The organism is Pseudomonas ficuserectae (assembly GCF_024584585.1).
Classification (GTDB): Bacteria; Pseudomonadota; Gammaproteobacteria; order Pseudomonadales; family Pseudomonadaceae; genus Aquipseudomonas; species Aquipseudomonas amygdali.
Map to the genome: position 1 here is coordinate 4537933 of NZ_CP085684.1, position 24312 is coordinate 4562244.

The 24312-nt window shown below is 58.0% G+C and carries 26 protein-coding genes and 2 pseudogenes; 10 read left to right on the plus strand and 18 right to left on the minus strand.

The features are described 5' to 3' along the window. Window positions 1-97 precede the first annotated feature (97 nt). From LJU29_RS20015 to LJU29_RS20035, 5 genes are all read right to left on the minus strand, one after another. On the minus strand, window positions 98-1273 hold the full coding sequence (locus LJU29_RS20015) for a PAS domain-containing sensor histidine kinase (RefSeq protein ID WP_057454140.1): 1176 nt from the start codon (window positions 1271-1273) through the stop codon (window positions 98-100). Further along, complete coding sequence (locus LJU29_RS20020; RefSeq protein WP_005746268.1) at window positions 1263-2084, minus strand: alpha/beta fold hydrolase; 822 nt, start codon at window positions 2082-2084, stop codon at window positions 1263-1265. Before LJU29_RS20020 ends, LJU29_RS20015 begins: the two co-directional genes overlap by 11 nt. 349 nt (window positions 2085-2433) lie before the next feature. Further along, window positions 2434-2871 (minus strand): nucleoside deaminase, encoded by a 438-nt coding sequence (locus LJU29_RS20025; RefSeq protein WP_257111111.1) that lies wholly within the window; start codon window positions 2869-2871, stop codon window positions 2434-2436. A gap of 28 nt (window positions 2872-2899) precedes the next feature. Then, window positions 2900-3400: a hypothetical protein gene (locus LJU29_RS20030; RefSeq protein ID WP_004657606.1), complete on the minus strand. Its 501-nt coding sequence runs from the start codon at window positions 3398-3400 to the stop codon at window positions 2900-2902. A gap of 134 nt (window positions 3401-3534) precedes the next feature. Further along, window positions 3535-4545, minus strand: coding sequence for an ABC transporter substrate-binding protein (locus tag LJU29_RS20035; RefSeq protein ID WP_257111112.1), 1011 nt, complete (start codon window positions 4543-4545; stop codon window positions 3535-3537). Between the two features lie 122 nt (window positions 4546-4667). On the opposite strand from LJU29_RS20035, the gene LJU29_RS20040 reads away from it, so the two are divergent. Further along, window positions 4668-5078 carry a GNAT family N-acetyltransferase gene (locus LJU29_RS20040; RefSeq protein WP_002554396.1) on the plus strand — a complete coding sequence of 137 codons (411 nt, stop codon included), beginning with the start codon at window positions 4668-4670 and terminating at the stop codon, window positions 5076-5078. Between the two features lie 24 nt (window positions 5079-5102). On the opposite strand, the gene def is transcribed toward LJU29_RS20040, so the two are convergent. The 3 genes from def to LJU29_RS20055 all read right to left on the minus strand — a co-directional run bounded on the left by def (window position 5103) and on the right by LJU29_RS20055 (window position 7075). After that, window positions 5103-5642: a peptide deformylase gene (gene def / locus LJU29_RS20045; RefSeq protein ID WP_057424196.1), complete on the minus strand. Its 540-nt coding sequence runs from the start codon at window positions 5640-5642 to the stop codon at window positions 5103-5105. Window positions 5643-5688: 46 nt separating this feature from the next. Beyond that, on the minus strand, window positions 5689-6657 hold the full coding sequence (locus LJU29_RS20050; protein WP_257111113.1) for a YihY/virulence factor BrkB family protein: 969 nt from the start codon (window positions 6655-6657) through the stop codon (window positions 5689-5691). A 226-nt stretch (window positions 6658-6883) separates the two neighbouring features. Then, window positions 6884-7075 carry a CsbD family protein gene (locus tag LJU29_RS20055; protein ID WP_002554399.1) on the minus strand — a complete coding sequence of 64 codons (192 nt, stop codon included), beginning with the start codon at window positions 7073-7075 and terminating at the stop codon, window positions 6884-6886. A 245-nt stretch (window positions 7076-7320) separates the two neighbouring features. On the opposite strand from LJU29_RS20055, the gene LJU29_RS20060 reads away from it, so the two are divergent. Continuing rightward, on the plus strand, window positions 7321-7701 hold the full coding sequence (locus LJU29_RS20060; RefSeq protein WP_257111114.1) for a hypothetical protein: 381 nt from the start codon (window positions 7321-7323) through the stop codon (window positions 7699-7701). 78 nt (window positions 7702-7779) lie between these two features. On the opposite strand, the gene LJU29_RS20065 is transcribed toward LJU29_RS20060, so the two are convergent. Further along, complete coding sequence (locus tag LJU29_RS20065) at window positions 7780-8181, minus strand: DUF2177 family protein (RefSeq protein ID WP_002554401.1); 402 nt, start codon at window positions 8179-8181, stop codon at window positions 7780-7782. Between the two features lie 38 nt (window positions 8182-8219). Next, the gene (locus LJU29_RS20070) at window positions 8220-9056 is read right to left on the minus strand and encodes a CvfB family protein (protein WP_230016658.1); all 837 of its coding nucleotides are present in this window, start codon (window positions 9054-9056) and stop codon (window positions 8220-8222) included. 306 nt (window positions 9057-9362) lie between these two features. Between LJU29_RS20070 and LJU29_RS20075 the strand changes: the two genes are divergently transcribed. From LJU29_RS20075 to LJU29_RS20090, 4 genes are all read left to right on the plus strand, one after another. Then, window positions 9363-9551, plus strand: coding sequence for a PFL_1563 family small protein (locus LJU29_RS20075; protein WP_002554403.1), 189 nt, complete (start codon window positions 9363-9365; stop codon window positions 9549-9551). 167 nt (window positions 9552-9718) lie between these two features. Beyond that, window positions 9719-10231, plus strand: coding sequence for a hypothetical protein (locus tag LJU29_RS20080; RefSeq protein WP_054995258.1), 513 nt, complete (start codon window positions 9719-9721; stop codon window positions 10229-10231). 144 nt (window positions 10232-10375) lie between these two features. Continuing rightward, the gene (locus LJU29_RS20085) at window positions 10376-11104 is read left to right on the plus strand and encodes a TorF family putative porin (RefSeq protein ID WP_005734007.1); all 729 of its coding nucleotides are present in this window, start codon (window positions 10376-10378) and stop codon (window positions 11102-11104) included. Window positions 11105-11173: 69 nt separating this feature from the next. Next, window positions 11174-12037 (plus strand): DUF6279 family lipoprotein, encoded by an 864-nt coding sequence (locus LJU29_RS20090; protein ID WP_122323032.1) that lies wholly within the window; start codon window positions 11174-11176, stop codon window positions 12035-12037. Between the two features lie 254 nt (window positions 12038-12291). On the opposite strand, the gene LJU29_RS20095 is transcribed toward LJU29_RS20090, so the two are convergent. The 4 genes from LJU29_RS20095 to LJU29_RS20110 form a co-directional block, all read right to left on the minus strand. Beyond that, window positions 12292-12594 carry a hypothetical protein gene (locus LJU29_RS20095; RefSeq protein WP_005734009.1) on the minus strand — a complete coding sequence of 101 codons (303 nt, stop codon included), beginning with the start codon at window positions 12592-12594 and terminating at the stop codon, window positions 12292-12294. A 195-nt stretch (window positions 12595-12789) separates the two neighbouring features. After that, window positions 12790-14127: a DEAD/DEAH box helicase gene (locus LJU29_RS20100; protein WP_257111115.1), complete on the minus strand. Its 1338-nt coding sequence runs from the start codon at window positions 14125-14127 to the stop codon at window positions 12790-12792. A gap of 168 nt (window positions 14128-14295) precedes the next feature. Next, window positions 14296-15531, minus strand: a complete 1236-nt coding sequence (locus LJU29_RS20105) for a HAMP domain-containing sensor histidine kinase (protein WP_257112802.1) — start codon at window positions 15529-15531, stop codon at window positions 14296-14298. A gap of 11 nt (window positions 15532-15542) precedes the next feature. Then, complete coding sequence (locus LJU29_RS20110; RefSeq protein WP_002554410.1) at window positions 15543-16232, minus strand: response regulator transcription factor; 690 nt, start codon at window positions 16230-16232, stop codon at window positions 15543-15545. Window positions 16233-16448: 216 nt separating this feature from the next. On the opposite strand from LJU29_RS20110, the pseudogene bamA reads away from it, so the two are divergent. The 4 genes and pseudogenes from bamA (at window position 16449) to LJU29_RS20130 (ending at window position 20433) form a co-directional block, all read left to right on the plus strand. Further along, window positions 16449-18821, plus strand: a pseudogene (gene bamA / locus LJU29_RS20115) (outer membrane protein assembly factor BamA). Window positions 18822-18941: 120 nt separating this feature from the next. Continuing rightward, the gene (locus tag LJU29_RS20120) at window positions 18942-19355 is read left to right on the plus strand and encodes a hypothetical protein (protein ID WP_005758717.1); all 414 of its coding nucleotides are present in this window, start codon (window positions 18942-18944) and stop codon (window positions 19353-19355) included. A gap of 137 nt (window positions 19356-19492) precedes the next feature. Further along, window positions 19493-19726, plus strand: a pseudogene (locus LJU29_RS20125) (hypothetical protein); the annotation flags it as partial. Window positions 19727-19728: 2 nt separating this feature from the next. Then, window positions 19729-20433 carry a helix-turn-helix transcriptional regulator gene (locus LJU29_RS20130; RefSeq protein WP_005758723.1) on the plus strand — a complete coding sequence of 235 codons (705 nt, stop codon included), beginning with the start codon at window positions 19729-19731 and terminating at the stop codon, window positions 20431-20433. A gap of 100 nt (window positions 20434-20533) precedes the next feature. On the opposite strand, the gene LJU29_RS20135 is transcribed toward LJU29_RS20130, so the two are convergent. The 4 genes from LJU29_RS20135 to LJU29_RS20150 all read right to left on the minus strand — a co-directional run bounded on the left by LJU29_RS20135 (window position 20534) and on the right by LJU29_RS20150 (window position 24173). Continuing rightward, on the minus strand, window positions 20534-21295 hold the full coding sequence (locus LJU29_RS20135; RefSeq protein ID WP_054995517.1) for an SDR family oxidoreductase: 762 nt from the start codon (window positions 21293-21295) through the stop codon (window positions 20534-20536). 148 nt (window positions 21296-21443) lie between these two features. After that, a complete protein-coding gene (locus LJU29_RS20140) occupies window positions 21444-22349 on the minus strand; it encodes an NADP-dependent oxidoreductase (protein WP_054995518.1) in 906 nt (301 codons plus the stop codon). Window positions 22350-22399: 50 nt separating this feature from the next. Then, complete coding sequence (locus tag LJU29_RS20145) at window positions 22400-22768, minus strand: antibiotic biosynthesis monooxygenase family protein (protein WP_005758728.1); 369 nt, start codon at window positions 22766-22768, stop codon at window positions 22400-22402. A 292-nt stretch (window positions 22769-23060) separates the two neighbouring features. Continuing rightward, window positions 23061-24173, minus strand: coding sequence for an XAC2610-related protein (locus LJU29_RS20150; RefSeq protein ID WP_005758729.1), 1113 nt, complete (start codon window positions 24171-24173; stop codon window positions 23061-23063). Window positions 24174-24312: the final 139 nt, after the last annotated feature.

Genomic DNA, 24312 nt, shown 5'->3' on the forward strand with positions numbered 1-24312 from the left:
TGAGGTAATAGCGCAGCGTTTAGTTTAGGTCTGTAACGATCATTGTGCACCCGTGAATACGCCACGGTGACCGAAAAAAACCTGGCCGCACGTTCACTCATGCAGGAGGGCGCGGGAAGGCCACGGTGAACGTTGTACCCTCCTCAACCGACGAGCGAACCGTCACCTCACCCAGATGGGCTCGAACGATCTCACGAACAATGAACAGGCCAAGCCCGACTGTGCGGGTTTCGTCACTGTCACTGACCACCCGTACGACGGGTTCGTACAGGTCGTCCACCTTCTCCATCGGTATCGGTTCGCCGACGTTGTGCACCGACAGCTTGATCAGCCAGGTATCGAAGGACGACGTGATCAAAACCTCGCTGCCGTCCGTGCCATAGTTGATGGCGTTGCTCACCAGATTGCCGAGCATTTGCAGGAGACGATCCGGATCCGCCAAGCACGCACCCTGTCCTTCGCTGCGATGCGTCAGCACCCTGTGCGGGAAAACCTGGCGCAGCTCTTCGACGCCTCGAGCAACAACCGCGTGCAGATCGATAGCATGAGGGACCACGGCAATACCGCTGCCGACGCGGGCATGAGTAAAATCCAGCAGATCCACAATCATGCGGTCGGCCCGATCAGTGGAGTGGTGGATGTGCCCGAGGATTCGTTCTTGTCGCGACTCGAGTTGCGTGCGCTCCAGCAGCCCGGCCGCCATCTTGATTGCCGCCAGCGGGTTACGCAGGTCGTGGCTGACGATGCCAATCATCTGCTCGGCAAAAATGGCCCGTATTTCAGCCTCGGCGTGAGCCAGACGCAGGCGATTGCGTGCCGAGGTAAGTTCTGTCTGAACAGTCATCTGTTGCTGCAACAGCTCTTCGGCGATCTTGCGCGCAGCAAGCAGTTCACGTTCGTACTTGTTGCGCTCCTCGGCCATGAACACCGCCACTTCATGCAAAACCCCGGTCGGATGCTCGCGGCGTACGGCATTGAGCATCATGGGAATGGCGCGGCCATCGGCATGGATCAATTCAACCTTGACCTCGGCAATCGACCCCTGGGTCTGTAACAGCGGCGCCCAGTGGGTTTGCAGGAAGACTTTGCCTGCCAGACTCAGCAGGTCTTGAAAGCGGCGACCCAGAACAGTTTCACGCTCAAGGCCCAGCCAGCGGCAGAACGTCAGATTGGCACGCTCAATGGTGCCATTGGGCAAGGTAACCAACAGACCGCAGGCCGCATGTTCGTACAGGTCTTCTGTGACTGGCAGACTCACCTGTTCAACCGTCATGTGCAGCGCTCTCGTAAGACGCCAGAAACTGATTCATGGCGGTTATGCATTCCTGCGGCGCGCTCATGTGCGGGTAATGCCCCACGTTGTCGATCATGTGCAAGGTGCTGTCGGCAATGACACGGTGCAGGTACTCGCCAACCTGCACCGGCACCACCAGATCGTCACTGCTTTGCATGATCAGCGTCTTGCTTTTGAGTTTCGCGACATCGGCACGATGGTCGGAAAGAAAGGTTACGCGGGCAAACTGCCTGGCAATCTCGGCATTGGTACGACGGAAGCTGCTGGCAAGCTCTTCACCCAGTTCAGGCCGGTCAGAGGCGCCCATGAGTGTCGGCGCCATGGTGCTGGACCAGCCCAGGTAATTGCTTTCCAGCGTCTCAAGCAACGAGTCGATATCAGCGCGAGTGAAGCCGCCGACGTAATCACCGTCGTTGAGGTAATGAGGCGATGGACCCACCATGATATGGCCGTCGAACCGGCCGGGTGACTGAAGTTCAGCAAGCACCGCAATCATGCAACTTACCGAGTGCCCGACATGCACAATCGGCCCGTCTCCGGCGAACTCGTCGACCAGTTCCAGTAAGTCGCTTGCATAGCCCTTGAGTGACGCATATTTGTGCGGGTACCAGGCCGACACGTCGGAATCTCCGCTGCCTACCAGGTCGAACAGAATAACCTTGAAGCGTTCGGCGAAGTGCGGAGCCATGAAGCGCCACATGTGCTGATCACAGCCGAATCCATGAGCAAAAATCAGAGTGGCCGGTCCGTCGCCCACGATATTGACGTTATTGCGCTGTTGGACCGACATATCGGGCTCCGAAAATAACCAGGCAACCGGCCTGTTGTGTATACCGTAATGATGATGAGAGGAGATTATCACCGTTAAAGGCACACTAGTGGCACAAACAGCACTTTAAGTCCGGAGCGGAAGAAGATTATTGATCGATGATCAGGGTCGGGCCATTGAGGCCTGAGCGTCGGTTATGCACGCTGCCTCGCCAGGCTGAGGATGTGTGACGCAGAATCTCACCAAAGGCATGCCAACGCAGAGCATTGGCACGGCAGGCAAGTATCGCGATGACTATTGTGGCAATTGTGTGGCAATTGCGCTGGTCCGAGCCCGTTCTCGGACTCATGACCTGGAGGTTTCACCCCCCTTACTCGCCGATATCTTCGTTCCACAACTCAGGCTTGCTGGCGATGAAGCCCTGCATCATGTGCTTGCACTCCTGGTTATCAAGCACCTCGATCTGCACGCCACGCGAGCGTAGCAATTCTTCCTCGCCCATGAACGACTGGTTCTCGCCGACGATCACCTTGCGAATGCCGTAGAGCAGGATCGCCCCGCTGCACATCGCACAAGGAGACAGCGTGGTATAGAGCACCGCGTCACGGTACACGCGGGCCGGTTGGCGACCGGCGTTTTCGAGGGCATCCATTTCGCCGTGCTTGGTTGCACTGCCCTCTTGCACACGGCGGTTATGCCCCCGACCAATGATCTTGCCCTCGTGAACAATGACCGAGCCGATGGGGATTCCACCTTCCCTCAGCCCTAGTTGTGCCTCATCGATTGCAGCCTGCATGAATGCGTCCATGGTTTTGCCTCATATCATCGAATGGATGTCAGCGTTGCAGTGCTGCCTGAGCGTTGCCCAGCGCACGACTTACGAATTGTCCCAGCAGCTCCGAGGACCGGGCTTTCATGTCGGCACTGACCTGGGTGTTTCTGGCTCTGAATCTGCTCACCAGGGAAGGCGAGTCCTCGCCCTGATTGAGCGAACGCAATTCCTCGGCCGTAAATGAATGGGCATAGGCCGCTGCCAGATTGCGGTCCCATTGCGATTGATACTCAGGTTGCAGGCGCTGCAACTCTTTTTGCACCAGTTCCTGAGCTTCGGTCTTGCCAATTGCTTGCACGATACCGGCAAACGTCGCTGTGCGCGAGGCGACCTGATAACCCAGCCACGCCAGACCTTCGCCCAGATTTCGCTGTTCCACCAACGCCAGCGCCATGTCATCCGCTTCTTCAGCATTGACCGGGTGCATCGCGTCCAGGCACAGGCAGGCCATGAGTGCCAGACAGGTCTGCCACGCACCTCGCGAGCCCTGGATGTAATCAGCCATGGCTCCTCCTGAGCATGAATTGACTGAGTCTTGAACTTAACAGCTCGGCAGGGCTTTACCACCCGACACGTCGTATACCGGCCATTGATGACGTTATCAGCTATGCCCCTTCCATGATCCTTGCAGCGCAACAGTCACAGACTGTGACTGACTTTGGCGGCAACATCGGCTGGTAACCAGGCTTTCCAGACCTCAGGGTGCTGCTTGAGGAACCTGGCGGCGACGCCGGGGTCCTCATGTTTGTCACTCATTTCACCCAATGTCCGGTTGAGCAGATCAATTGGAAAATCGACGTTTTTGAAGACACTCACCAACTCTGGGTATTGTTTGCTGAATTCTGCCGACACACCAATAGACAGCGTCGCCGCCAGCGAAGAGGTGCCACGCGGGTTGGGATTACTCGCGTCGGTCAGGGTTTTCCAGGCTTCGGCATCGAAAGCGGGCTCTTCCAGTTTGATCAGCTTGTACTTGCCCAGCAGGGGTGTGGGTGACCAGTAATAGAACAGCACTGGTTTGCCACGGCGGATGGCCGATGCGACTTCGGCGTCCAGCGCCGCGCCCGAGCCGGTGCGAAAGTTGACGAAGCTGTCTGTCAAGCCATAAGCCTTGAGCTTCTGGGTGTTGACGATCTCCGAAGTCCAACCGCTCGGGCTGTTCAGAAAACGACCCTTGTCGGGCGATTCAGGGTCTTTGAAAACGTCCTTGTAGCGCGCCAGGTCAGCGACAGACTTCAGATCGGGCGCTACAGGTTTGATACCTTTGGCGGCATCGCCCTTGATCACGTACTCAGGCACCCACCAGCCTTCGGTCGCGCCTTTGACGATGTTGCCCAGGCCGAGCACCTTGCCGTCAGCTTCAGCCTTGACCCACACCGGGCTGCGTCCGGTCCACTCTTCAGCGATCACCTGAATGTCGTTTTTCGCCAGCGCGGTTTCCAGGCTGACGGTGCTGCCGGGCAAGGTATCAGTACGGTAGCCATAGCCTTTCTCGACAAGGGTACGCAGCACCTCGGTGATCAGGCTGCCACTTTCCCAAGTGAGCGCACCGAACTGGATAGGCGCGTTTTTTTCAGCCGCCCCTGCTGTCTGCCCAAGCAGCCCCAGCGCCAGAAGTGAACAGCCCAACAGTCGTGTTATCGATTTCATGCTCACCTCAAATGGCGCGAAAAAAAAACGGGTCTGAAACTATCGACAGCAGCCCTTGGCGATTAGTTGTGACGGCTTTAGCCTCTGTATGATGCGCAGCCCACGTACCGAGCCTGTCCGCGATGTCTGAAATCCGCTTTTACCCGTTACCCGATGCGTGCCGCCCGCTGTTGGGCAAGTTTTACCGCGAGCACCAGTCATCGATGCGTGCGGCCAGCAAAGGGCAGGCGTGGGTGGCGAAGCAGGCAGAAATCATCGGTGCCTTGTGCCTGACGCCCGTCGCTGAGGGACATTGGCTGACCGGGCTGTTCGTAGCGCCCCCCATGCGCGGGAAGACAGTGGCGCGAAGCTTGATCGATGCCGCGTTGCAACCGCTGGCCGGGCCGGTATGGCTGTTCTGCCATCCGGATTTGCTGGGTTTTTACCAGCTCGCCGGGTTTGAGACAGCACAACGTCTGCCACACACCCTCGGCGAGAAATTCATGCGCTACAGCCGCAGCAAACCGCTGATTGCGCTCTGTCGGGAAGCCTGACGGTTTTGCAGAGCCGCCGGAAGATCACTCATCGGCATTGGGGTCCATGTCCGGGAACATTACGTCCATGAAGCCGAACTTGCTGAAATCGGTAATGCGCGACGGGTAGAGACGGCCAATCAGGTGGTCGCATTCATGCTGCACGACCCGTGCATGAAACCCGTGGGCAACACGCTCGACAGGCTGGCCTTCAGGGTCAAAACCTTCATAGCGAATGCTCTGGTAACGACTCACCATACCCCGTAACCCGGGCACCGACAGGCACCCTTCCCAACCCTCTTCCAGGCTCGGGCTCAATGGGGTAATCAGTGGGTTAAGCAGGATCGTCTGCGGGACCGCCTCGGCCTGGGGATAGCGCTCACTGCGCTCGAAACCGAAAATGACCAGTTGCAGATCAATGCCGATCTGCGGTGCGGCAAGGCCCACACCGCCCACGCTGTGCATGGTCTCGAACATATCGGCAATCAGCGTGTTGAGTTCGCTGCTGCCGAACATGTCTGCGGGCACCGGAGGGGCGATGCGCAACAGGCGCTCATCGCCCATTTTCAGGATGCTACGGATCATGGCTGCGTGTTCCTTGCCTAAAAAGCAATCTTGCCACAGAACGCGATCAGGTTTCGTCAGCCTTCTGCAGTGGAACCGAGTGATCGCGGCCCAGGCCGGAAACGTGCTGTTTGCCTGTTTCGCTGCTTTCCTCGCCCAGCCCGTCACCGGCTTCCTTCTCGCCTGCGTCCTTGCCTTCGGCGGACATATGCTCGATCACCGCATTCATTTCAGCCCCCAGCAACAGCACGGCAGCCGAAATATAGAAGTACAGCAACAGGACAATGATCGCGCCGATACTGCCGTACATCGCGTTGTAATCGGCAAAGGTCTTGACGTAAAAACCAAACGCCAGTGAAGCAACGATCCATACCACCACCGCCAGCACCGAGCCTGGGGTAATAAAGCGAAACTCCTGTTTGACGTCAGGCATCACGTAATAGATCAGCGCCACCGCAACCATCAGCAGAATGATGATCGCCGGCCAGCGCAGGATGGTCCACAGCGTCACGATGAAGTCTTCCATGCCGATCTGGGCTGCAATCCAGTTCATCACTTGCGGCCCCAGCACCATGAAAGCTGCGGCCGCGAGCAACATGCCGGCAATGCCTACGGTATACAGGATCGACAGCGGGAGGCGCTTCCAGATAGGCCGCCCTTCGACCACGTCGTAGGCAGCGTTCATGGCACTCATCATCAGGCGCACACCTGCTGAAGCAGTCCACAGCGCGATCACGATACCGATGGACAGCAGGCCACCCTTGGACTGTTGCAACTGGTCGATGACCGGGTTGACCTGCTCGAGCGCCTGGGGCGGCAAGAGGAATTCCGATTGCAGCCGCAACCAGGAAAAAAAGTCCGGCAGGTGCAGAAAGCCGATCAATGCGATCAGAAACAGCAGAAACGGAAACAGAGAGAACAGCATCTGGTAAGCCAGTGCCGAGGCGTAGGTGGACATCTCGTCGTCGAGAAACTCGTTGACGGTTCTCACCAGCACCTTGCTGAGTTTCAATTTACGCAAATGGGGGAAAATCATGGCGCTTCCTCTCGCTCCCTTACTGGAAAACCTCACATCCTGAAAACCGGTACTTCATGCATGCAGTGTCCCGTATGTGGCGCAGAGATGCGAATACCGATGGCACATTGACTGGACAGGTCGTGAAAGGTTTCAGTCCCGCAGAGCAGAAAGCATAACGGCCATCCGCGGATGGCCGTTATCGGTCTTGCCTGACCCCGGAATGAAAGCCCCGGGACCACTCGACTCAAGCCTTGTCCACGCCCTTCTTGATCGCGTCCTTGGCTTTACCTTTGGCTTGCTGGCCTTCGCCTTTCAGCTCTTGCGCCTTGCCTTCAGCCCGCAGTTTGGTGTTGTCGGTAGCCTTGCCAACAGCCTGCTTGACGTTACCAACGGCTTCGTTGGCCATACCTTTGGCTTTATCGCTGGTGCTGCTCATCGTGAATCTCCTGGGTCTGAAGACCGCGCTGGAATCGGATGTCGTACTCGACAAAATGGTTGACCTGCGGCTGTCGCGAAGAGTTTCAACTATTTTCTGGCCGGCTGATGCCACTCATCTGCCATTTGCAATGGCGCGTTTTTAGCGCCGCCGACGGCGAGTTTGCATCGAAGTTTGTGCGAGAATGCGCGCCACTGTTGTCCGGCATGGCCGACACGCTGAACAAACCGATGCACAGGAACGTTATGAAACTCGATAAAAAGCTGGCCATTGCACGCAGAAACCAGGACTTGGGCGGCGCGGTGCTCGGCGACAATAACACGCACTTCGCCGTGCTGGACCCAAAAAGAAACATCTGGTGGTTCGACCTGCCTGTGCCGCGCCTGCAAGTGGGTCAGTACGAATGGCTGCACTTGCTGCTGCACACACCTGAAACCGACCAGTTGCTGCACCTGAAAGTGACCACGGTGTTCATGCGCGATCACATGGAAGGCCTTGAAGTGCGCAATGCGGACAAACGCAAGCCGACCGTCAGCCTGGAGCTGAGCGCCGACAAGGATTCATTCCTCAAGGACATGCGCCCCAAGGGCAGCAACCTGGGTTTTGCCGCCTTCTTGCAAAAATAGCTGCACCAGCAGTCGCCACGTTCCCGCACGGCTCGGGATGAAAGTTGCCAATCGGCAACCTCATCCCGGCCTGCCGCTTCACGTAAACCGACGCACCGCCAGATACCCCGCCGTCCCGGCCAATGCCGACACCACCGTGCCCCACGCAAGGTCTATCAGCGCCAGTTGCGCAGGCCAGCCCTGCAAGGTGGCCCAGTTGGTCAGGTCATAAGTACCGTAGGCAACCAGCCCCAGCAGCCCGCTGAACAAGGTCGCACGGCTCAGTCGCTGCTCTCTGACCGCGGGCATTACGCCGAAAACCACGACGCCTGCCCCGTAGAGCAGATAGAACGCTATTGCAGGCCCAGCCACGGGCGTGGCAAGCATCAGCGGTCCGAGCCATTCACGGTAGGTCGGCCCCATGAGGACGCCCAGCCACAACCCGTCGAGGATCAGAAACGCCAGTAACGTGCCGAGGTAAGCCGTGAGTATTCTTTTCATGGGACGTCCTTGATGAAATTCCGGGCCCGGGCGATATATCAGACAAGGTCGATACGGTCAGCGTGAATCACGATCTGCCCCTGTTTGTACAACGCACCGATAGCTTTCTTGAAGTTACCTTTGCTGACCCCGAACAGGCCGCTGATGACCTGCGGATCGCTTTTGTCGCTGACTGGCAATGTACCGTTGTTCTCACGCAGCTTTGAGAGAATTTTCGAATTCAGGCTGCTCGCTGCTTCTGCGCCCACCGGCTGCAGGCTCAGGCTGATATTGCCGTCGGCACGGATTTCCTTGATGTAGCCCTTTTCCTGCTTGCCGGCGCGCATGAACTTGAACACTTCGTTCTTGTGAATCAAGCCCCAATGCTTGTTGTTGATAATCGCCTTGAAACCCATATCGGTCGCTTCGGCGACCAGCAGGTCAACTTCCTGGCCAACGCTGTAATTGGCGGGGGTTTTGTCCAGATAACGATCCAGACGCGCGGTGGCGGTAATACGCCGCGTGTGCTTGTCGAGATAAACGTGAACCACGCAGTATTCACCGGCCTGCAAGGTACGCTTCTCTTCGGAGTACGGCAGTAACAGGTCCTTGGGCAGGCCCCAGTCGAGGAACACGCCGATGCTGTTGACTTCAACCACCTTGAGGCTGGCAAACTCACCGACCTGCACTTTGGGTTTTTCAGTGGTGGCGATCAGCTTGTCTTCGCTGTCCAGATAGATGAACACATTGAGCCAGTCTTCATCTTCAGTAGGAATATCCTTGGGGATGTACCGATTGGGCAGAAGGATTTCACCATCCTGCGCACCGTCCAGATACAGACCGAAGTTCGTGTGCTTGACGATTTGCAAGCTGTTGTAGCGCCCGATTAAAGCCATTTCCAGATACCCTCATTACGTGGGCGGCATTCTACCCGACTTTACCGCCGGGTTCGCGCCGCGTGGCAGAAGGTGCCGACATGGCTTCCACTCGTCAGTTTCCCCGATCGAAACGGCTTGACGCGCTCGGGCAGCACAAAGGCTACCAGTCATAAACTTGTCTTTTAAAACAGAGTGTTAGATTTAAATCGCGCAGAGCCCAGGCAGCTCCGCCAAACGGCCGACCTCGGGCGAATGCCATATTTGCCAAGCAATAATCAAGCGTTTCCTGTACTCTGGCTGGCCGTATTACGTTTATGAAGGTAAATGGCAGCCATGCGTATCAAAGCATCCCACTCGAAAGCCAAACCCGCCCCAGCCGTTGAAACGAGCGATTCGATCAACGCGCAGATTGCAGCTTTCCTGAAGTCCGGCGGTGAAATCCAGCAAATTGCCAAAGGCGTGAGTGGCCAGACCTTCGCACCTTCCAAGCAGATCAATCTCGGTAAAAAGTAAAACCGCGCCCTGCCTGTCGATCTCTATGCGCCTTGACGCTCAAGGCGCTAGATTGACGATCCTTCGCTGGATATTCTTCCGGTCACGCTGCTACTCTCTCCTCTGATATCACTATGACCACGAGCTGGATCACGCTCTGGACGTTATCTCCTTTGTGGAATGCTCGAATGAAGAACTGGATGCTTTTCGGCGCACTTGTCTACCTTGGCGGCTGCGCATCGCACCACTGCGAAAACGGTCCCAATGACAGTCAGCTCACCGACAGCCCATGCCGGGCGGGGCATCTGCTTTATCAGAACGACATGCTCCAGGCCAAGTTGCTGATCAGCGAAGACGACCGCGAAAACTACGAGCTGGCCGAAGCCATGCTGCGCCGTGCCGCACTCGACGACGCATCGGGCGAAGCCGAGTTCTACCAGGCCGTACTGTTGATCCGCCAGCAGGCCGATCAAAAACAGATTGTCGAACTGCTGCAGACTGCGGCAAAGCACAAGCATCCACTGGCCATCGCCCTACTCTCGCAACAGCTGAGCGTCAGCGACCCGAAGCTTGCTGAACGTTACCAGGCCGAGTACTCCCAACTGGACGTTGCCAAGAGCGGCTACCCGTCATTTCAACAGGCGCTGGTAGTGATTCGCGGCCTGGTCATCCCCTCGGCGCGCACCACTGCGGCTAACTGACACACAACGGATCGACGAACGGTGCGCCCGCGGTCCATTTCAACGGTATCCTTGCGAGGCTCTAGCTCGCGGCTTGTGTCGGCTCCTGAGCCATTTTTGATACGCCATCCCTGACCACACTCCTCGCAGATCAAGGAGTGAGCCATGCTCAGCCATCGCTTACATGTGCTGTCTTTCAGCGCCATGCTTGTCTGTCAGTCCGTCTCTGCTCAGGTTCTGGAGCGGGATTTGGGCGACTTCGACCTGAAACTGGCAACTACGCCCACGCGCAGCATGGCGCAAGGCCTTGTGACGCCCAGCGGCGGCTCGGGCTCTTTTCATGGCGGACTGGACCTGACCCACGAGAGCGGCTTCTACTTCGGCCAATGGGCACCGAACATGGGTTTTGCTTCCGATTCAGGGATGGAACTTGACTCCTACATGGGCTTCAAGAAACCCTTCGATAATACCTTGGGCTATGAACTGGGGATGATTCGTTACAGCTACCCCGATACCAGCCAGATCGACAGTCACGAGTTCTACGCCGGACTGCGCATGCGAAACAGCCGCATCGGCGCAGCATTCAGTAACGATGTTGGCACACGCGACAGCACGGTATTTGTCGACCTGGGGGCTATCGAGCAACTGGGTGTGGGCGTGCGCATGCAATACGCCAATCATCAGTTTGATACCCCGCAGTCTTCCGCCGACGGCGGGTTGATCAACGGTTTCAACGACTGGTCGCTTAACCTGTCACGCCCCTGGCTGGGCATTGACATGAACCTCATCTACAGCGGCTCAAGCCTGAGCGGCGGCGATTGCAGTGTCTACAGCGGCCACAACGCGCGCTGTGAAGGGACGTTTACGCTCAAAGCGGTGCGCTCGTTCTTTTAAAGGCTCAAACCGGTTGAACTGCCAGACGCTACACTCCTCTACTGCACGTCAGTACGCCAAGGAGTTGTCATGCAGTCTTTATTCAAAGCCCTCATCACCCTGTTGATGACCGTTGCGCTGCTTGCAGGATGCAATCAGGTTGGACTGGCGTATCGCAATCTCGACGTCATCATCCCGTGGACGCTCAGCGACTACCTGGACATGAATTCGGAACAGAAAAGCTGGCTGGATGTGCGACTCAAGCAACACTTGAGCTGGCATTGCAGTACCCAGTTGCCGGAGTATCTGACCTGGCTGGACAAGCTTGAGGATATGGTCAAAACCGACCAGGTGACTTACGAAGGGCTGCAAGCCCGTACCAGCGAAGCCAAAGAGGCGATAGCCAAGATCTCGAAGGAAATCACCCCGTCTGCCGTGGAGTTGCTGTCGCGCTTTGACGACAAGCAAGTGCAGGAGATGCAGGAGTCGTTCGCCAAGGACCAGCGCAAGCGCGAAAACAAGTACCTCGACCAGCCACTGGAGCGCCAGATTGCAGAGCGTGCCGACCGGATGGAGAAACGCGTGACACCGTGGGTCGGCAAGCTTAATCAGGCGCAGAAGGATCGCATTCAGGTATGGTCTGCATCACTGGGCGAGCAGAACAAGGCGTGGATTGAAAACCGTACGCGCTGGCAGAACCTGTTCCTGGCCACGGTCCAGCAGCGTCAGGCCAGTGACTTCCCGCAACGCATCGCCGCGCTGCTGCAGGACCGCGAGACGTTCTGGACCCCTGAATACCGCAAGGCCTACGACCAGACCGAGAAGGCCGCGATATCGCTGATCGTCGACATCACCGCCCTGAGCACCCCGGAACAGCGCGCCAAACTGCTGAGCCGCATCGCCGATATGCGCAAGGACTTCACCGATCTGGATTGCCTGAAGTCGCAGAAGTAGTCCGCTAGCCCTATCACCATGACTATCGTGCCCATGCTCTGAAGTGGGCATGCCGTTCCGGACGCTCTGCGTTCTGCCTTGAGTGCGCGGCGCAGGATCGTGACGCAGAGCGTCACCCAATGCATTCCCACGCTGGAGCGTGAGGAACGATGGTCATTTCAGCACAACTATGACTATCGTACCCATGCTCCGCGTGGGTATGCCGTTCTGGACGCTCTGCGTCCTCAGAATCGGCATGTGCAGTGTCAGCGGTTTCAGGCGATCTGCGGCTTTTTGGCGATGGTGTCGAAGAGCGCGGGGTCAAGCGGGTCGCCTGCCTGCTCATTCAGCACCTGACGAGGGTGATCATTTCCCGGAATGCTGCTGTCGATCAAAGAAAGCAGGCTTGCGCCGCGCTTTGTCAGCATGTAGCTCGAGCCATCACCGCCCTCCTCGCCAGGACGAGGTTCGATGTAACCGCGATTAAGCAGCGTCTCAAATTCAGTGGCTGTCGATTTGGCGCCGTCGTTCTGCACTTCGTGCAACAAACGCTCGATAAGGTCCCAGTTGTAAGTCATTTTTCTAAACCTCCGTCCAGCATGGATTGATCGCCCATGACATCCAGCCACAGGCATACGACTCAGAATATGTGACCTGCGGGGTTTGTCGCGGTTCAGAGAAGCTGCTGGAAGGTATAACGGGAGTTGTTCTGCACAGGTGGCAGACAGAGGAGAAGCTGACCGCTCCCGCCTGCGCGGGAGCGATCATGGCAATCACTCGGCAGCCGGGGCCGGGGTGCTGCGTTTTTTCAGCGGTGCCATGCCGTCCTGGCTGACCAGGTCGGACTTGGGACGGTTGACCGTCTTGCGCTTGGTCGGCCCCTTGGCCGCTGTCTTTTTCTTGTCGCCCTTGGCGTCAGTCTTTTTCTTCTTCACGCCTACAGCCTTGCCCGATGCCTTGACCTTCTTCGGCCCGCCGTAGGTGCCTTTGACTTCCTTGATGACACGACGCTCAAAGCTCTGCTTGAGGTAGCGCTCGACGCTCGACATCAGGTTCCAGTCGCCATGACAGATCAGCGAGATCGCCAGACCGTCGCTACCCGCACGGCCGGTACGACCGACGCGGTGGACGTAATCGTCACCGCTGCGCGGCATGTCGAAGTTGATCACCATGTCCAGACCTTCAACATCAAGACCGCGAGCCGCCACATCGGTCGCGACCATGATCTTGGCACCGCCCTGCTTCAGACGGTCGATGGCCGCCTTGCGGTCCTTCTGGTCCTTGTCGCCGTGCAGCACGAACGCCTTGTATTCCAGCGCCACCAGACGGCCATACAGACGGTCGGCCATAGCCTTGGTATTGGTGAAGATAATGGCTTTCTGGTAAGTCTCGTTGGCCAGCAGCCAGTTGAGGACCTGCGCTTTGTGCACATTGTGGTCGGCAGTGATGATCTGGTGGCGTGTGCCGGAAGCCAGTTCGCTGACGCTGTTCACTTGCAGGTGCTGTGGATCCTTGAGCACCTTGCCGATCATTTCCCGCAGGCCAGCGCCGCCGGTGGTCGCGGAGAACAGCATGGTCTGCTCACGACCGGCACATTCGCCTGCCAGACGCTCGACGTCTTCAGAGAAGCCCATGTCCAGCATGCGGTCGGCTTCGTCCAGCACCAGCACTTCAACGTGCTTGAGGTCCAGGTTGCCTGCGTTCAACTGCTCCAGCAGACGACCCGGCGTGCCGATCAGAATGTCCGGCACCTTGCGCAGCATCGCGGCCTGAACCTTGAAGTCCTCGCCACCGGTGATCAAACCGGCCTTGACGAATGTGAACTGCGAGAAGCGCTCGACTTCCTTGAGCGTCTGCTGAGCCAGCTCACGGGTCGGCAGCAGGATCACCGCACGGATGTCGACGCGAACCTTGGCCGGGCCGATCAGACGGTTGAGGATCGGCAGCACAAATGCCGCGGTCTTGCCGCTACCGGTTTGCGCTGTCACCCGCAGGTCACGCCCTTGCAGTGCGAGCGGAATGGCGGCCGCCTGCACGGGCGTAGGCTCGACAAATTTAAGCTCGGCCACAGCTTTAAGCAGGCGTTCGTGCAGGGCGAATTCGGAAAACACGGGTGCTACCTCGACGAAAAACAAAAATACAGCTGCATAGCGTAACGGTTTCGAGCGCCGGGGCCGAGTTTCTTTACCACCAAAGGTCGATTTTGTTTATGAATTGCCCGGTGAAGCACCGCCGCAAGCAGCACAATCGAACCGCTGAAGGTGATCAACCAGCACGCCTCAGCACACCGGCAGCACAATATCCACCACCAACCCACCGCCCGGCCGATTGCGCGCAGCAATCTGGCCACCGTGCATTTCAACGGCACGCAGCGCGATGGCCAGGCCCAGACCGAAGCCTTGCGCGGTATTGTCGGGGCCACGCTCAAAAGGCTGAAAAATACGTTGCAGGCAATCGTCATCCACGCCCGGCCCCTGATCAATGACATTGACCGTCAAGCACGGCGGCTGCGCCTGAACATTGGCAACCACCACCACATCAGTGCCCACCGCCGTGTGGCGAACCGCGTTGCGGATCACGTTTTCGAATGCCCGGTAAAGCAATTCGCTGTCGACCTGTGCCACAAAAGGTTCGGGGGCCTGCAGCCTGACCCGACACTGTTTCAGGCCAGCCTCGAACGCGGCATCCTCGACGATGGCGGCCAGCAGGCTGATGACATCGACCGTCTCTCGCTCCAGGCTTTCGGCATCGCTCTGCATGCGCGCCAGGGTCAGCAGCTCCTCGATGAGTGCGTCCATCCGTTCCGACTCGCGCTCGATCCGCTCGAGCATGTCCAGTTGCGTCGGCGCCTGGCGCAACAGGCCAATGGCGGCGCTCATGCGGGTCAGCGGTGAACGCAGCTCATGGGAAATGTCATGCAATAGTTGCTGCTGAGAGTCGGCCATGACTTTGAGCTGATTGGCCATACGGTCGCAGTCCTCGGCGAGGTCGACGATTTCATCGCGCCGGCGGCCCATATCAGGTTTCACCCGTGTGTCGAATCGGCCTCTGGCGACCTTGCCCATCGCCTCACGCAACTTAATCAGCGGTGCCACCAGATAGGCGCTGAGGAACCAGCTGAACAGCGCACTCATGAAGGTGCCGGTGATCAGTGGGTTAAGGTGGGAAGGCCGATCTTCGTGGTTGGGCCGTTGGGTGGCCCTGATGTTTACGACTGTGCCTTCCCTTGTGTGCACGGCCATTTCGAAACGCGGATTATCTACCGGCTTGCCCGCCAGCAACCGGCCCTTTTCATCGTACAGCCCGACCCGGTCCTGCCCGTCAGGCTGCCAGGCATCGAGCAACGCCTGCCCTGCGGGAATGCCCGACTGCTGAAGCATGCGCACTTCGTTGTCGAACACGGTGCTGAACGAGGGGTCGCCCGGTCCTGACCGGGACAGCATGAACAAGCCCGCACCGACCATGAACGTCAGGCTGGTCGCCAGCCAGAACGCCAGAAACAGCTTCCAGAACAACCGGCTCGGCCTCATGGCGTAATCAACAGGTAGCCCAGATTGCGCACGCTCTGTATCCAGCTCTGGTTATCGTTGCGCGGGCCGAGCTTGTGGCGAATGCTGCTGATGTGCACGTCGATACTGCGATCGTAGCGGGCCAGCGGCCGTCCCAGCGCGTTCATCGACAGATTCTGCTTGCTGACCAGTTGCCCGGCATGACGCGCCAGCTCCTCCAGCAGGCAGAATTCGTTGCCGGTCAGCTCCAGCGTGACGCCCTGCCAGCGCGCTTCACGTTTGCCCGGCCAGAGCGTCAGGTCACCGGCCTGAATCACCTCCCTGACCGTCTCGACCACCGGCACCGCCCTCACCCGGCGCATGATCGCCCGCAGACGCGCCACCAGTTCGCCCGGTGAACTGGGCTTGGGCACGTAGTCATCAGCACCCAGCTCCAGCCCGGAAATACGGTCGATATTGTCGCCACGGGCCGTCAGCAGAATCACCGGCACCTGGCTTTGCGCGCGGATGCGCCGAAGCACTTCGATTCCGGACATGCGCGGCATCATGATGTCGAGCACAACAATGTCGTGACGACCGGACAGCGCCTCGATTTCCCCTTCTTCCGCACTGTTGGTGCAGGTCACAGTGAAGCTTTCACGGGTCAGGTACTGGCTGAGCATTTCGGTCAGTTCCCGATCATCGTCGACAAGCAATACGCGAGTCATGGCAGGCCCTTGATTGGTGGTTGCCGATTATCCCGGCGCCGCTGCAGCGTGTCAGCCAGGCCTGATGATCTTTACCTAACCTTACACCGCGTTAACCGTCCCCAACATGCCCTCCCCCTATGCTGCGCAGCCAACAGCGCCTGCCGGACCGGCCCTTTCTGGCGTGTCATCGGCAGCGCTCAAATGCCTTTGTCGCCGCTTTCTGGAAAGGGTTTGATGATTTCTTCGCGTCTGCTTCTATCGTTCTGCCTGTTATTCAGCGTCCCGCTGGTACACGCCGACATTTTTTCCATCTCGGACATCCGCGTCAACGGCCTGCAACGCGTGTCTGCCGGCAGCGTATTCGCTGCGCTGCCGCTCAATGTCGGCGATCAGGCCGATGAACAGCGTCTGGCCGACGCGTCGCGCTCACTGTTCAAGACCGGTTTCTTTCAAGACATCAACGTTGCCCGCGACGGCAACGTGCTGGTGATCAATGTCGTCGAACGCCCGTCCATCGCCAGCATCGAGATTATCGGCAACAAGGCAATCAGCACCGACGACCTGATGAAAGGGCTGAAGCAGTCGGGCCTCAGTGAAGGTGAAATCTTCAAGCGCGCTACCCTGGAAGGCGTGCGCAATGAACTGCAACGTCAATACGTCTCTCAAGGCCGCTATAGTGCCTCAGTCGATACCGAAGCGTTACCTGCGCCGCGCAACCGCATCGCGCTGAAAATAACCATTGATGAAGGCACCGTGGCGTCTATCCAGCACATCAATGTGGTCGGCAATACGGTGTTTTCAGATGAGGAGCTGGCCGACCAGTTTCAGCTCAAGACCAGTAACTGGCTGTCGTTTTTCAAGAACGATGACAAGTACGCCCGCGAAAAACTCTCCGGTGACCTGGAACGCTTGCGTTCGTGGTATCTGGACCGCGGCTACATCAACATGGATATCAACTCGACGCAGGTATCGCTGACACCTGACAAGAAAGGCGTGTTCATTACCGTCAACATCACCGAAGGCGACCGATACACAGTGGGCAGCGTCAAGCTGGGCGGCGACCTGAAAGTGCCGCAGGATCAGCTCGAACAACTGATTCTGGTCAAACCGGGCCAGGTGTTTTCACGCAAGGTCATGACCGATACCACCAATCTGATCACCCGCCGCCTGGGCAACGATGGCTACACATTCGCCAACGTCAATGGCGTGCCGAAAGCCAACGAGGCCAATCACACCGTCGATATCAGTTTCGTGGTCGACCCCGGCAAGCGCGCCTACGCCAACCGCATCAACTTTCGCGGCAACACCAAGACCGCCGATGAGGTGCTGCGCCGTGAAATGCGTCAGATGGAAGGCGGCTGGGCGTCGACCTACCTGATCGACCAGTCGAAGGTGCGCCTGGAGCGTCTCGGTTTCTTCAAGGAAGTGAACGTCGAAACGCCAGCGGTCCCCGGCACCGACGATCAAGTGGACATCAACTACGCCGTCGAAGAACAGGCCTCGGGCAACATCACCGCCAGCGTAGGCTTTGCCCAAAGCGCCGGGCTGATACTGGGTGGCTCCATCTCGCAGAACAACATCCTCGGCACCGGCAACTTCGCCAGCCTTGGCATGACGCGCTCCGAGTACCAGACCAAGTACAACTTTGCATTCACCAACCCATACTTCACGCCTGACGGTGTGAGCCTGGGCTACAACGTTTTCTATAACGCCACTGATTACAGCAAGTATTACGACGATGACGACGAGGTGTCCTACTACTCGCTCAACAGCGTCGGTGCGGGGGTCAACCTCGGCTACCCGATCAGCGAAACCTCGCGCCTGACCTACGGTTTGTCGATCCAGCACGACACCCTCGACCCCGGCAGCTACAGCGCCGACGAGATCTATGACTTCATCGAGCGTGAGGGCTCGTCATTCACCAACCTCAAGGCCAGTGTCGGCTGGTCGGAATCGACCCTCAACAAAGGCGTGCTGGCCACTCGCGGCCATTCACAAAGCCTGACCCTGACCAGCACCGTGCCGGGCAGTGACCTGCAGTTCTACAAACTCGACTACAACGGCCAGACCTTCCTGCCGCTCAGCGACACCACCTCGCTGCGCCTGCATACCAAACTGGGCTACGGCAACGGTTACGGCGAAACCGACGGCCTGCCGTTCTACGAAAACTATACGGCGGGCGGCCAGGCTACCGTGCGCGGCTTCAAGGACGGCACGCTGGGACCACGCAATACCCCGTCGACCGGCACCTACGCCAGTCAAGGGCAGATTTACTACTCGGACCGCGACACAGAAGCGCTGGGCGGCAACATCCTGATCACCGGTGGCATGGAATACCTGTTCCCGATGCCTTTCGTCAAAGACCAGAAATCCCTGCGCACCTCGCTGTTCTGGGACTTCGGCACGGTCTACGCCGACAAGTGCTACCTGAGCACCACGCAGAACTGCGGCAACATCAATATCGACCAGATGGCCAGCTCGGTCGGCGTCGGCGTGACCTAGTACTCGCCGCTCGGCCCCCTGAGCTTCGACCTCGCCGTGCCGATCAAAAAGCCCGAAGACGCCGAGACCCAAGTGTTCCAGTTCTCGCTGGGCCAGACCTTCTGAAACACTGACCTTTTAAGCATGAATCAGGCGGTCTTTACCCAGCATTACCTGGCCCGGACCGCGCTTTACATCCCGTCGTTGAATACTGCCTGCACTACTCATCAGGTCAGGAGTCGTTACATGAGCCGCGAAGTCAGACAGATCACCCCCGATGTGCAGGAAATCATCCAGCACGCCCTGCGCTCACTGCTGGGCAAAGGCTTCGTCATCGCGCTGTTCGGCAGCGAGGATGCAACCGGGGCCATGCACTACCACCTGCGTATCGACCACGACGCCACGGGGCTTGGCATCGAGCATCACGACAACGTCGAAGACGGTTTCATTGACGACATCTTTCTGCTGGCCACGCGCATGAAAGCCATGCTCAAGCAACGTGAAACCCTGAATCGCATGCACGGCGGTAGCCAGGCTACGGGTCAGGTGCGGGTGCTGACCTGGATCACCGAGGACAGCAGCCAGACAGTGCTGCAAACGGCCGAGGACGCCGGGCGTGAATGTTTGAGCGCGTTGCGGGGGCGGCGCATAGCGAGTTGATACGGGCTGCCCTGGCTAATCATGGTGACAAAAACTGTCCCTGTCGCTGTGTACTGTCACTTCCACACTCACCGGGGGGAGATGACTGATGCAGCGGATTCGCAGTGCCGCGGATTTCGACCAGGCCGGGTATTTCTGACCTGAATCCTGGCCCCGGCAAGTTCATACGCGCCCTCTTCGATCGCAGGCTCAAGCCAATCATAGGTTCGCCACGCGTCGAGATTCTGGATAAGCTGGCCGAAGCCGCCAGCAGGGGCACCTTCAAGATCCCGGTGGGTGAAGTGGTTACCTTGAGCAGCGCAATCACACTGATCAACGAACTTGAGAAAGGTCGCAAGCTCGGTGGCAAAGGTGTTATCGCGATGGAGTAGGCATGGCCAGAAGTCATCGTTTGTTTGAATTGATGCAAGCGCTTCGTCGGCATCGCAGAACGGTATCAGGCGCGTCTCTTGCGCAGGAACTGGGCGTTTCACTGCGTACCATCCGCCGCGATGTTGCGACCCTGCAAGGCATGGGTGCTGATATCGACGGCGAGCCGGGCCTGGGGTACATCCTCAAGCCCGGTTTTCTATTGCCTCCATTGTCGTTCACGGAAGAAGAAGTGCAGGCGCTGATGATCGGTGCGCAATGGGTCAGTCGCCAGACGGACGACAAGTTCGCCTTCGCCGTAAAAAATGCCCTGGCCAAAATCAGCGCCGTTTTGCCTGTAGAGATGCGCCCGACACTGGAAGACGAAACGTTCTACATCAGCAAACCGCTCAGCGTCGCAACGACCATCGACCTGAGTGAGATCCGTCGTGCGCTGCGCGACCAGTGCAAGCTGAGCATCACACTTTCGATAGAGCACGCGCCCAAGGACCCGCAGGTCATCTGGCCGATCATGCTCGGCTTCATCGAGTCCAGGCGTCATTTGGCGGCCTGGTGTGAGGGCGACAGTCGCTACCGGGTAATCGACATGGATGACATCGCGCAGGCGCAAGTCCTGACTGAACGCTACACGCGCAACCGCCGCCAACTTATCAAGGAGTGGCGAGCACTGGAGATTCTGCCTTGCAACGTCCGGGGCGAGACCTGCTGATACACCCGCTGCACTCGCAACACTCTGCCCTGCCCCGCATGAGCAGAAACAGCGGCACTGTTTCATCGGTCAGCTTTTCGATCTGCCCGGATCCGCGCGCTCAGTATCCCGCTGCCTTGGCCAATTGCCGCAACCCGAACTCCGGCGCGATGCGACTCAGCAAATAAAGCATCTGGCTCAAGCCTGGGCGAATCTCGGTCTTACCTGCTGCGATACCTGCCATTGCCTGATCTGCCAGCTTGGCGAGGGGCATCGGTGGCGGGCCTTTGGCAGCGTGCTCACTTGTCAGGTTATTGAATAGCGCTGTGTCGGTACCCGGCGGAGCAATTTCGATCACTTTGAGCGAGGTGTTTTTTAATTGCACGCGCAATGCGCGAGTGTAGGCATGTAACCCGGCTTTCGCGGCGCTGTAGACCGGGGATGCAGTAAAGGGAACGAACGCCAGTCCGGAAGTAATGTTGACGATCATTGCCTGGGGCCGACTGAGAAGGTGCGGGAGAAACTGCTGCACCATTCGAATGGGGCCATTCAGGTCAACGTCGACTTCAAGCGCTACATCATCCAGCGAGCGGGGTTCGGAAAGTTCGATGTTGCGCATGATGCCCGCATTGTTCACCAGAATATCCAGCGTCGGAAATTCCTGCATCAGTTGCTCATGTAACCTCACGATGTCCTCTGGTCGACCGACGTCGCTGCGTATTGCCTTTACATCCGGCAACTCGCGCTGGGCTGCCTGTAATCCTGCCTCGTCACGCCCTGTAACGATGACCACGTTTCCCATGGCCAGAAAGCGGCGGGCGAGTTCAAGGCCTATACCGCGGGTACCGCCGGTGATCAGTACAGTCTTTGCGCTCACGTTCATTACAGCAACTCCCCTACTGGCTTGCTCTCATAAAAAAGATCAGGACTACTTTGAATACTGCGACTGTGAGCAGCGCAGCCTGGAGCGCACGTTTGAAGCTTCAAACCTGTCACGGCCTGCAGACACAGGCCGCGACCCGGTGTTTTGATCAAGCCAGCGTAATGACGAGCTTGCCGGTGACGCGCCCGGCGGCGCTGATCGCTTGAGCATTGGCAACTTCCCCGAGCGAAAAGGTTTGCTCGATACGCAAATCAAGGGCTCCCATCTCATACAAGCGCGCCGCTTCTTTAAACGCCCGCTCGGGATGGTCGAGCGATTTCGCGGAGAAAACCACGCCATGCTGCGGGGCCGACACATCAGAAATGGACACGACCCGACTGGCATCGCCGACAATGGCAACCAGTTCAGGCACGCTGCCAGCTCCGGCCAGGTCCAGCGCGGCATTGACGCCGTTGGGTGCCAAGGCCTGGACTCTGGCGGCCAGGCCGGGTTCGTAGGTGGTCGGCACAGCGCCCAGGCTGCGAAGGTACTCATGCTTGGGAGCACTCGCCGTACCGATCACGATGGCACCGAGATGCAGTGCCATCTGGATGGTGGCAGACCCGACACCACCTGCCGCGCCCGTTATCAGGAGTGTTTCGCCAGCTTTGAGATTGACGTGATCGAGGATGCGGGTCGCAGTTTCAACAATGACAGGCAAACCACCTGCCACCTCGATTGGCATGTTGCGCGGCACAGACGCCCAACTTCTCAGGACGGCCTGTTCCGCCAAAGTATTTCGTCCGTAGCCAAAAACGACGTCACCGACCGCAAATCCTGAAACACCCTCACCGACCTCATCGATGATGCCTGCCGCCTCTGAGCCGACCCCGGCAGGAAAGGTAACGGGCATGAAGTCATGAACATACCCCGCGCGTATTTTCCAATCGATGGGATTGACACCGACCGCCTGCACTTTAATGCGCACCTCACCCGGCCCAGCGTGCGGAGGATCTATGTCGACGATCTTCAATACATCGGTGCCACCATATTCGTTGAACTGAACGGCTTTCATAAGTAGTCCTCTTACTGCGTCAATAACTGTCGGGAGTGGAATTCCCGTCGTTAGGCTGTGCATAAATTCGCTACAGCGACTTTTTGAAACAGATGCGGGCGAAATACCGCCGATGGCGGATGGGCCTTGGTGATCTCGCGGAAATCGGGGTGTTTGAAAGCAGTGCGCCAGGACTGCGCAGACTCGAACACTGCGTAGTTGAGATACGTTGGGCTGTCTCCCAAGGCGCGATGTAGCTGCGTCGAGATGAAGCCAGGCTGTTTTTTCATGAACGCAGCGTCAGTTGCCCACGCGATGAGAAAGGCTGCTTTGTCCTCAGCTGACATCGTGCAGACGTTGACTAACACAATGGGGGCAGCATCGATTCCCATTTGTTGGCTTAATGGAAACGACGGATCAAGCGGCTCAACACTGGACATGGTGATCTCCTCAATCAGCTACTGATTCAATTGCCAAGGCAACGACAGTCTCCGCTGCGTCAAGCGCTCATCAAGGGCTTTGCCTTGTCTGTGCCATGGTAAGTGGGGAGAGGGACAGTTTCTGTCACCAGGGTGCAGTGGCGGTCAAATTTGAAGTCGCAAAAGGCTGACGACGAAAAAGGCCCTGCTGTTGCAGGGCCTTTTGAAGTATTCAGGACGGGCAACAGGCGTCACCGGCGTTCAGTGCATTTGTCGAGGCGGTGAGGTATCGCGGCTAGCACTTCGCGGCCTGTTACTGCGCAGCCTTGATAGCCTCTGCGACCTTGTTCAGCGAGCCTTCGGCAGGCTCGGCGAGCAGTTTAAGTTCGGTGGTTTTGCCGCGCACAATCACTTGCATGCCGGTTGGCGCACCCTGTGCGTCGCCCACAATGCGGTAAGTCGTGTCACCGCGCACGAAGCTCAATGTGTGAGTAGTGTCGTCGTACTTCAATTGCTCACCTTCGGCCTGGGGATACACCAGCCCGACCAGATTCTTGCTGTCCACGGCCGCGTAGAAGACCGGGCTTGCGGCCCCCGAGCGAAACAACACAATGCGCTTGCCGGACGGCGCGAGCCTGAACAACAGAAGAATCTCACGCTGCTGGTCTTCTTCCCAGACGATGCTGGTGGTGTGCGTCATCTTGCCATTCTGGTTGCGACTGACTGTTTCAGTCGGCAGCCCCGACCCGCCGGTGTGTTCAATGACTGTTTGCGTCTCCAGAACCGGCTCACCGTTATGGATGCTGTAAGTGGACATCTGGTGCCAGCAGCAACCACTTTTGGTCATGGTCTCGATCTTGCGGGCTTTCTCATCCACGCTGAACAGGCCGCAGTTGTTTTGCGCCAGTTCGGTAAACGAATCGCTGTGCCGGAAACCATCGGCAGTGCCAAGAAAGACCTGATACGAGGGGCCGTGATAGCAGCTGTTCTGCCCGTCCATCAAGGCCAGGTCCTTAATGCCATCGAAGTTGAAATCCTGATAGATCAGCACGCTCTGTTCGCCATAGGGCAACTCGTGCACGTTGGTTTTGACCTCGCCGGTTTTCGGGTCAGTGCCAAGCACAAGCTCATCGGACTGCACGCGGATCAAAGCCGCACCGCTGGCCTTGTCGTACACGTTGATGACGCCGGGACGAAACACATCGTCCTTGGCAGAAATATCCAGCGTCGCACGGTATTTATCGGAAAAGTCCTGCAGGACATAGTTCTCCCGCGGGGCACCCGCAAAGCCTGCTGCATCCATGTCACCGTAGGTCGGTAGCGCACCGGCGGCACTGACCATTGCCGACGAGGCCAGACCGACCAGTACCCACAAGGCCTGCAACCCAAGGCGTGACGCACAGCGTTGAACGATGGATAGGTGCAAGACGCAACTCCTTTGATAATGAGCGATGAGTCTACTTCAGCAATCGATACAATTTGAAATCATTGCCCAACGTGCACTTTGTGCTGACGGGCCGCCCCGTCCGACCCGGTAAATGTTTTAATCACGCCCCTCTTCGCTC

What these genes read in the sequence shown, in the direction of transcription:
- LJU29_RS20055 (WP_002554399.1), bottom strand. Translation starts at nt 7,075, where the DNA reads ATGAGCAGCACCAGCGATAAAGCCAAAGGTATGGCCAACGAAGCCGTT.
- LJU29_RS20090 (WP_122323032.1), top strand. Translation starts at nt 11,174, where the DNA reads ATGCAGTCTTTATTCAAAGCCCTCATCACCCTGTTGATGACCGTTGCG.
- LJU29_RS20070 (WP_230016658.1), bottom strand. Translation starts at nt 9,056, where the DNA reads ATGGCTTTAATCGGGCGCTACAACAGCTTGCAAATCGTCAAGCACACG.
- LJU29_RS20040 (WP_002554396.1), top strand. Translation starts at nt 4,668, where the DNA reads ATGTCTGAAATCCGCTTTTACCCGTTACCCGATGCGTGCCGCCCGCTG.
- LJU29_RS20085 (WP_005734007.1), top strand. Translation starts at nt 10,376, where the DNA reads ATGCTCAGCCATCGCTTACATGTGCTGTCTTTCAGCGCCATGCTTGTC.
- LJU29_RS20140 (WP_054995518.1), bottom strand. Translation starts at nt 22,349, where the DNA reads ATGAAAGCCGTTCAGTTCAACGAATATGGTGGCACCGATGTATTGAAG.
- LJU29_RS20135 (WP_054995517.1), bottom strand. Translation starts at nt 21,295, where the DNA reads ATGAACGTGAGCGCAAAGACTGTACTGATCACCGGCGGTACCCGCGGT.
- LJU29_RS20130 (WP_005758723.1), top strand. Translation starts at nt 19,729, where the DNA reads ATGGCCAGAAGTCATCGTTTGTTTGAATTGATGCAAGCGCTTCGTCGG.
- LJU29_RS20015 (WP_057454140.1), bottom strand. Translation starts at nt 1,273, where the DNA reads ATGACGGTTGAACAGGTGAGTCTGCCAGTCACAGAAGACCTGTACGAA.
- LJU29_RS20145 (WP_005758728.1), bottom strand. Translation starts at nt 22,768, where the DNA reads ATGTCCAGTGTTGAGCCGCTTGATCCGTCGTTTCCATTAAGCCAACAA.
- LJU29_RS20020 (WP_005746268.1), bottom strand. Translation starts at nt 2,084, where the DNA reads ATGTCGGTCCAACAGCGCAATAACGTCAATATCGTGGGCGACGGACCG.
- def (WP_057424196.1), bottom strand. Translation starts at nt 5,642, where the DNA reads ATGATCCGTAGCATCCTGAAAATGGGCGATGAGCGCCTGTTGCGCATC.
- LJU29_RS20035 (WP_257111112.1), bottom strand. Translation starts at nt 4,545, where the DNA reads ATGAAATCGATAACACGACTGTTGGGCTGTTCACTTCTGGCGCTGGGG.
- LJU29_RS20120 (WP_005758717.1), top strand. Translation starts at nt 18,942, where the DNA reads ATGAGCCGCGAAGTCAGACAGATCACCCCCGATGTGCAGGAAATCATC.
- LJU29_RS20075 (WP_002554403.1), top strand. Translation starts at nt 9,363, where the DNA reads ATGGCAGCCATGCGTATCAAAGCATCCCACTCGAAAGCCAAACCCGCC.
- LJU29_RS20065 (WP_002554401.1), bottom strand. Translation starts at nt 8,181, where the DNA reads ATGAAAAGAATACTCACGGCTTACCTCGGCACGTTACTGGCGTTTCTG.
- LJU29_RS20050 (WP_257111113.1), bottom strand. Translation starts at nt 6,657, where the DNA reads ATGATTTTCCCCCATTTGCGTAAATTGAAACTCAGCAAGGTGCTGGTG.
- LJU29_RS20080 (WP_054995258.1), top strand. Translation starts at nt 9,719, where the DNA reads ATGAAGAACTGGATGCTTTTCGGCGCACTTGTCTACCTTGGCGGCTGC.
- LJU29_RS20095 (WP_005734009.1), bottom strand. Translation starts at nt 12,594, where the DNA reads ATGACTTACAACTGGGACCTTATCGAGCGTTTGTTGCACGAAGTGCAG.
- LJU29_RS20030 (WP_004657606.1), bottom strand. Translation starts at nt 3,400, where the DNA reads ATGGCTGATTACATCCAGGGCTCGCGAGGTGCGTGGCAGACCTGTCTG.
- LJU29_RS20025 (WP_257111111.1), bottom strand. Translation starts at nt 2,871, where the DNA reads ATGGACGCATTCATGCAGGCTGCAATCGATGAGGCACAACTAGGGCTG.
- LJU29_RS20110 (WP_002554410.1), bottom strand. Translation starts at nt 16,232, where the DNA reads ATGACTCGCGTATTGCTTGTCGACGATGATCGGGAACTGACCGAAATG.
- LJU29_RS20060 (WP_257111114.1), top strand. Translation starts at nt 7,321, where the DNA reads ATGAAACTCGATAAAAAGCTGGCCATTGCACGCAGAAACCAGGACTTG.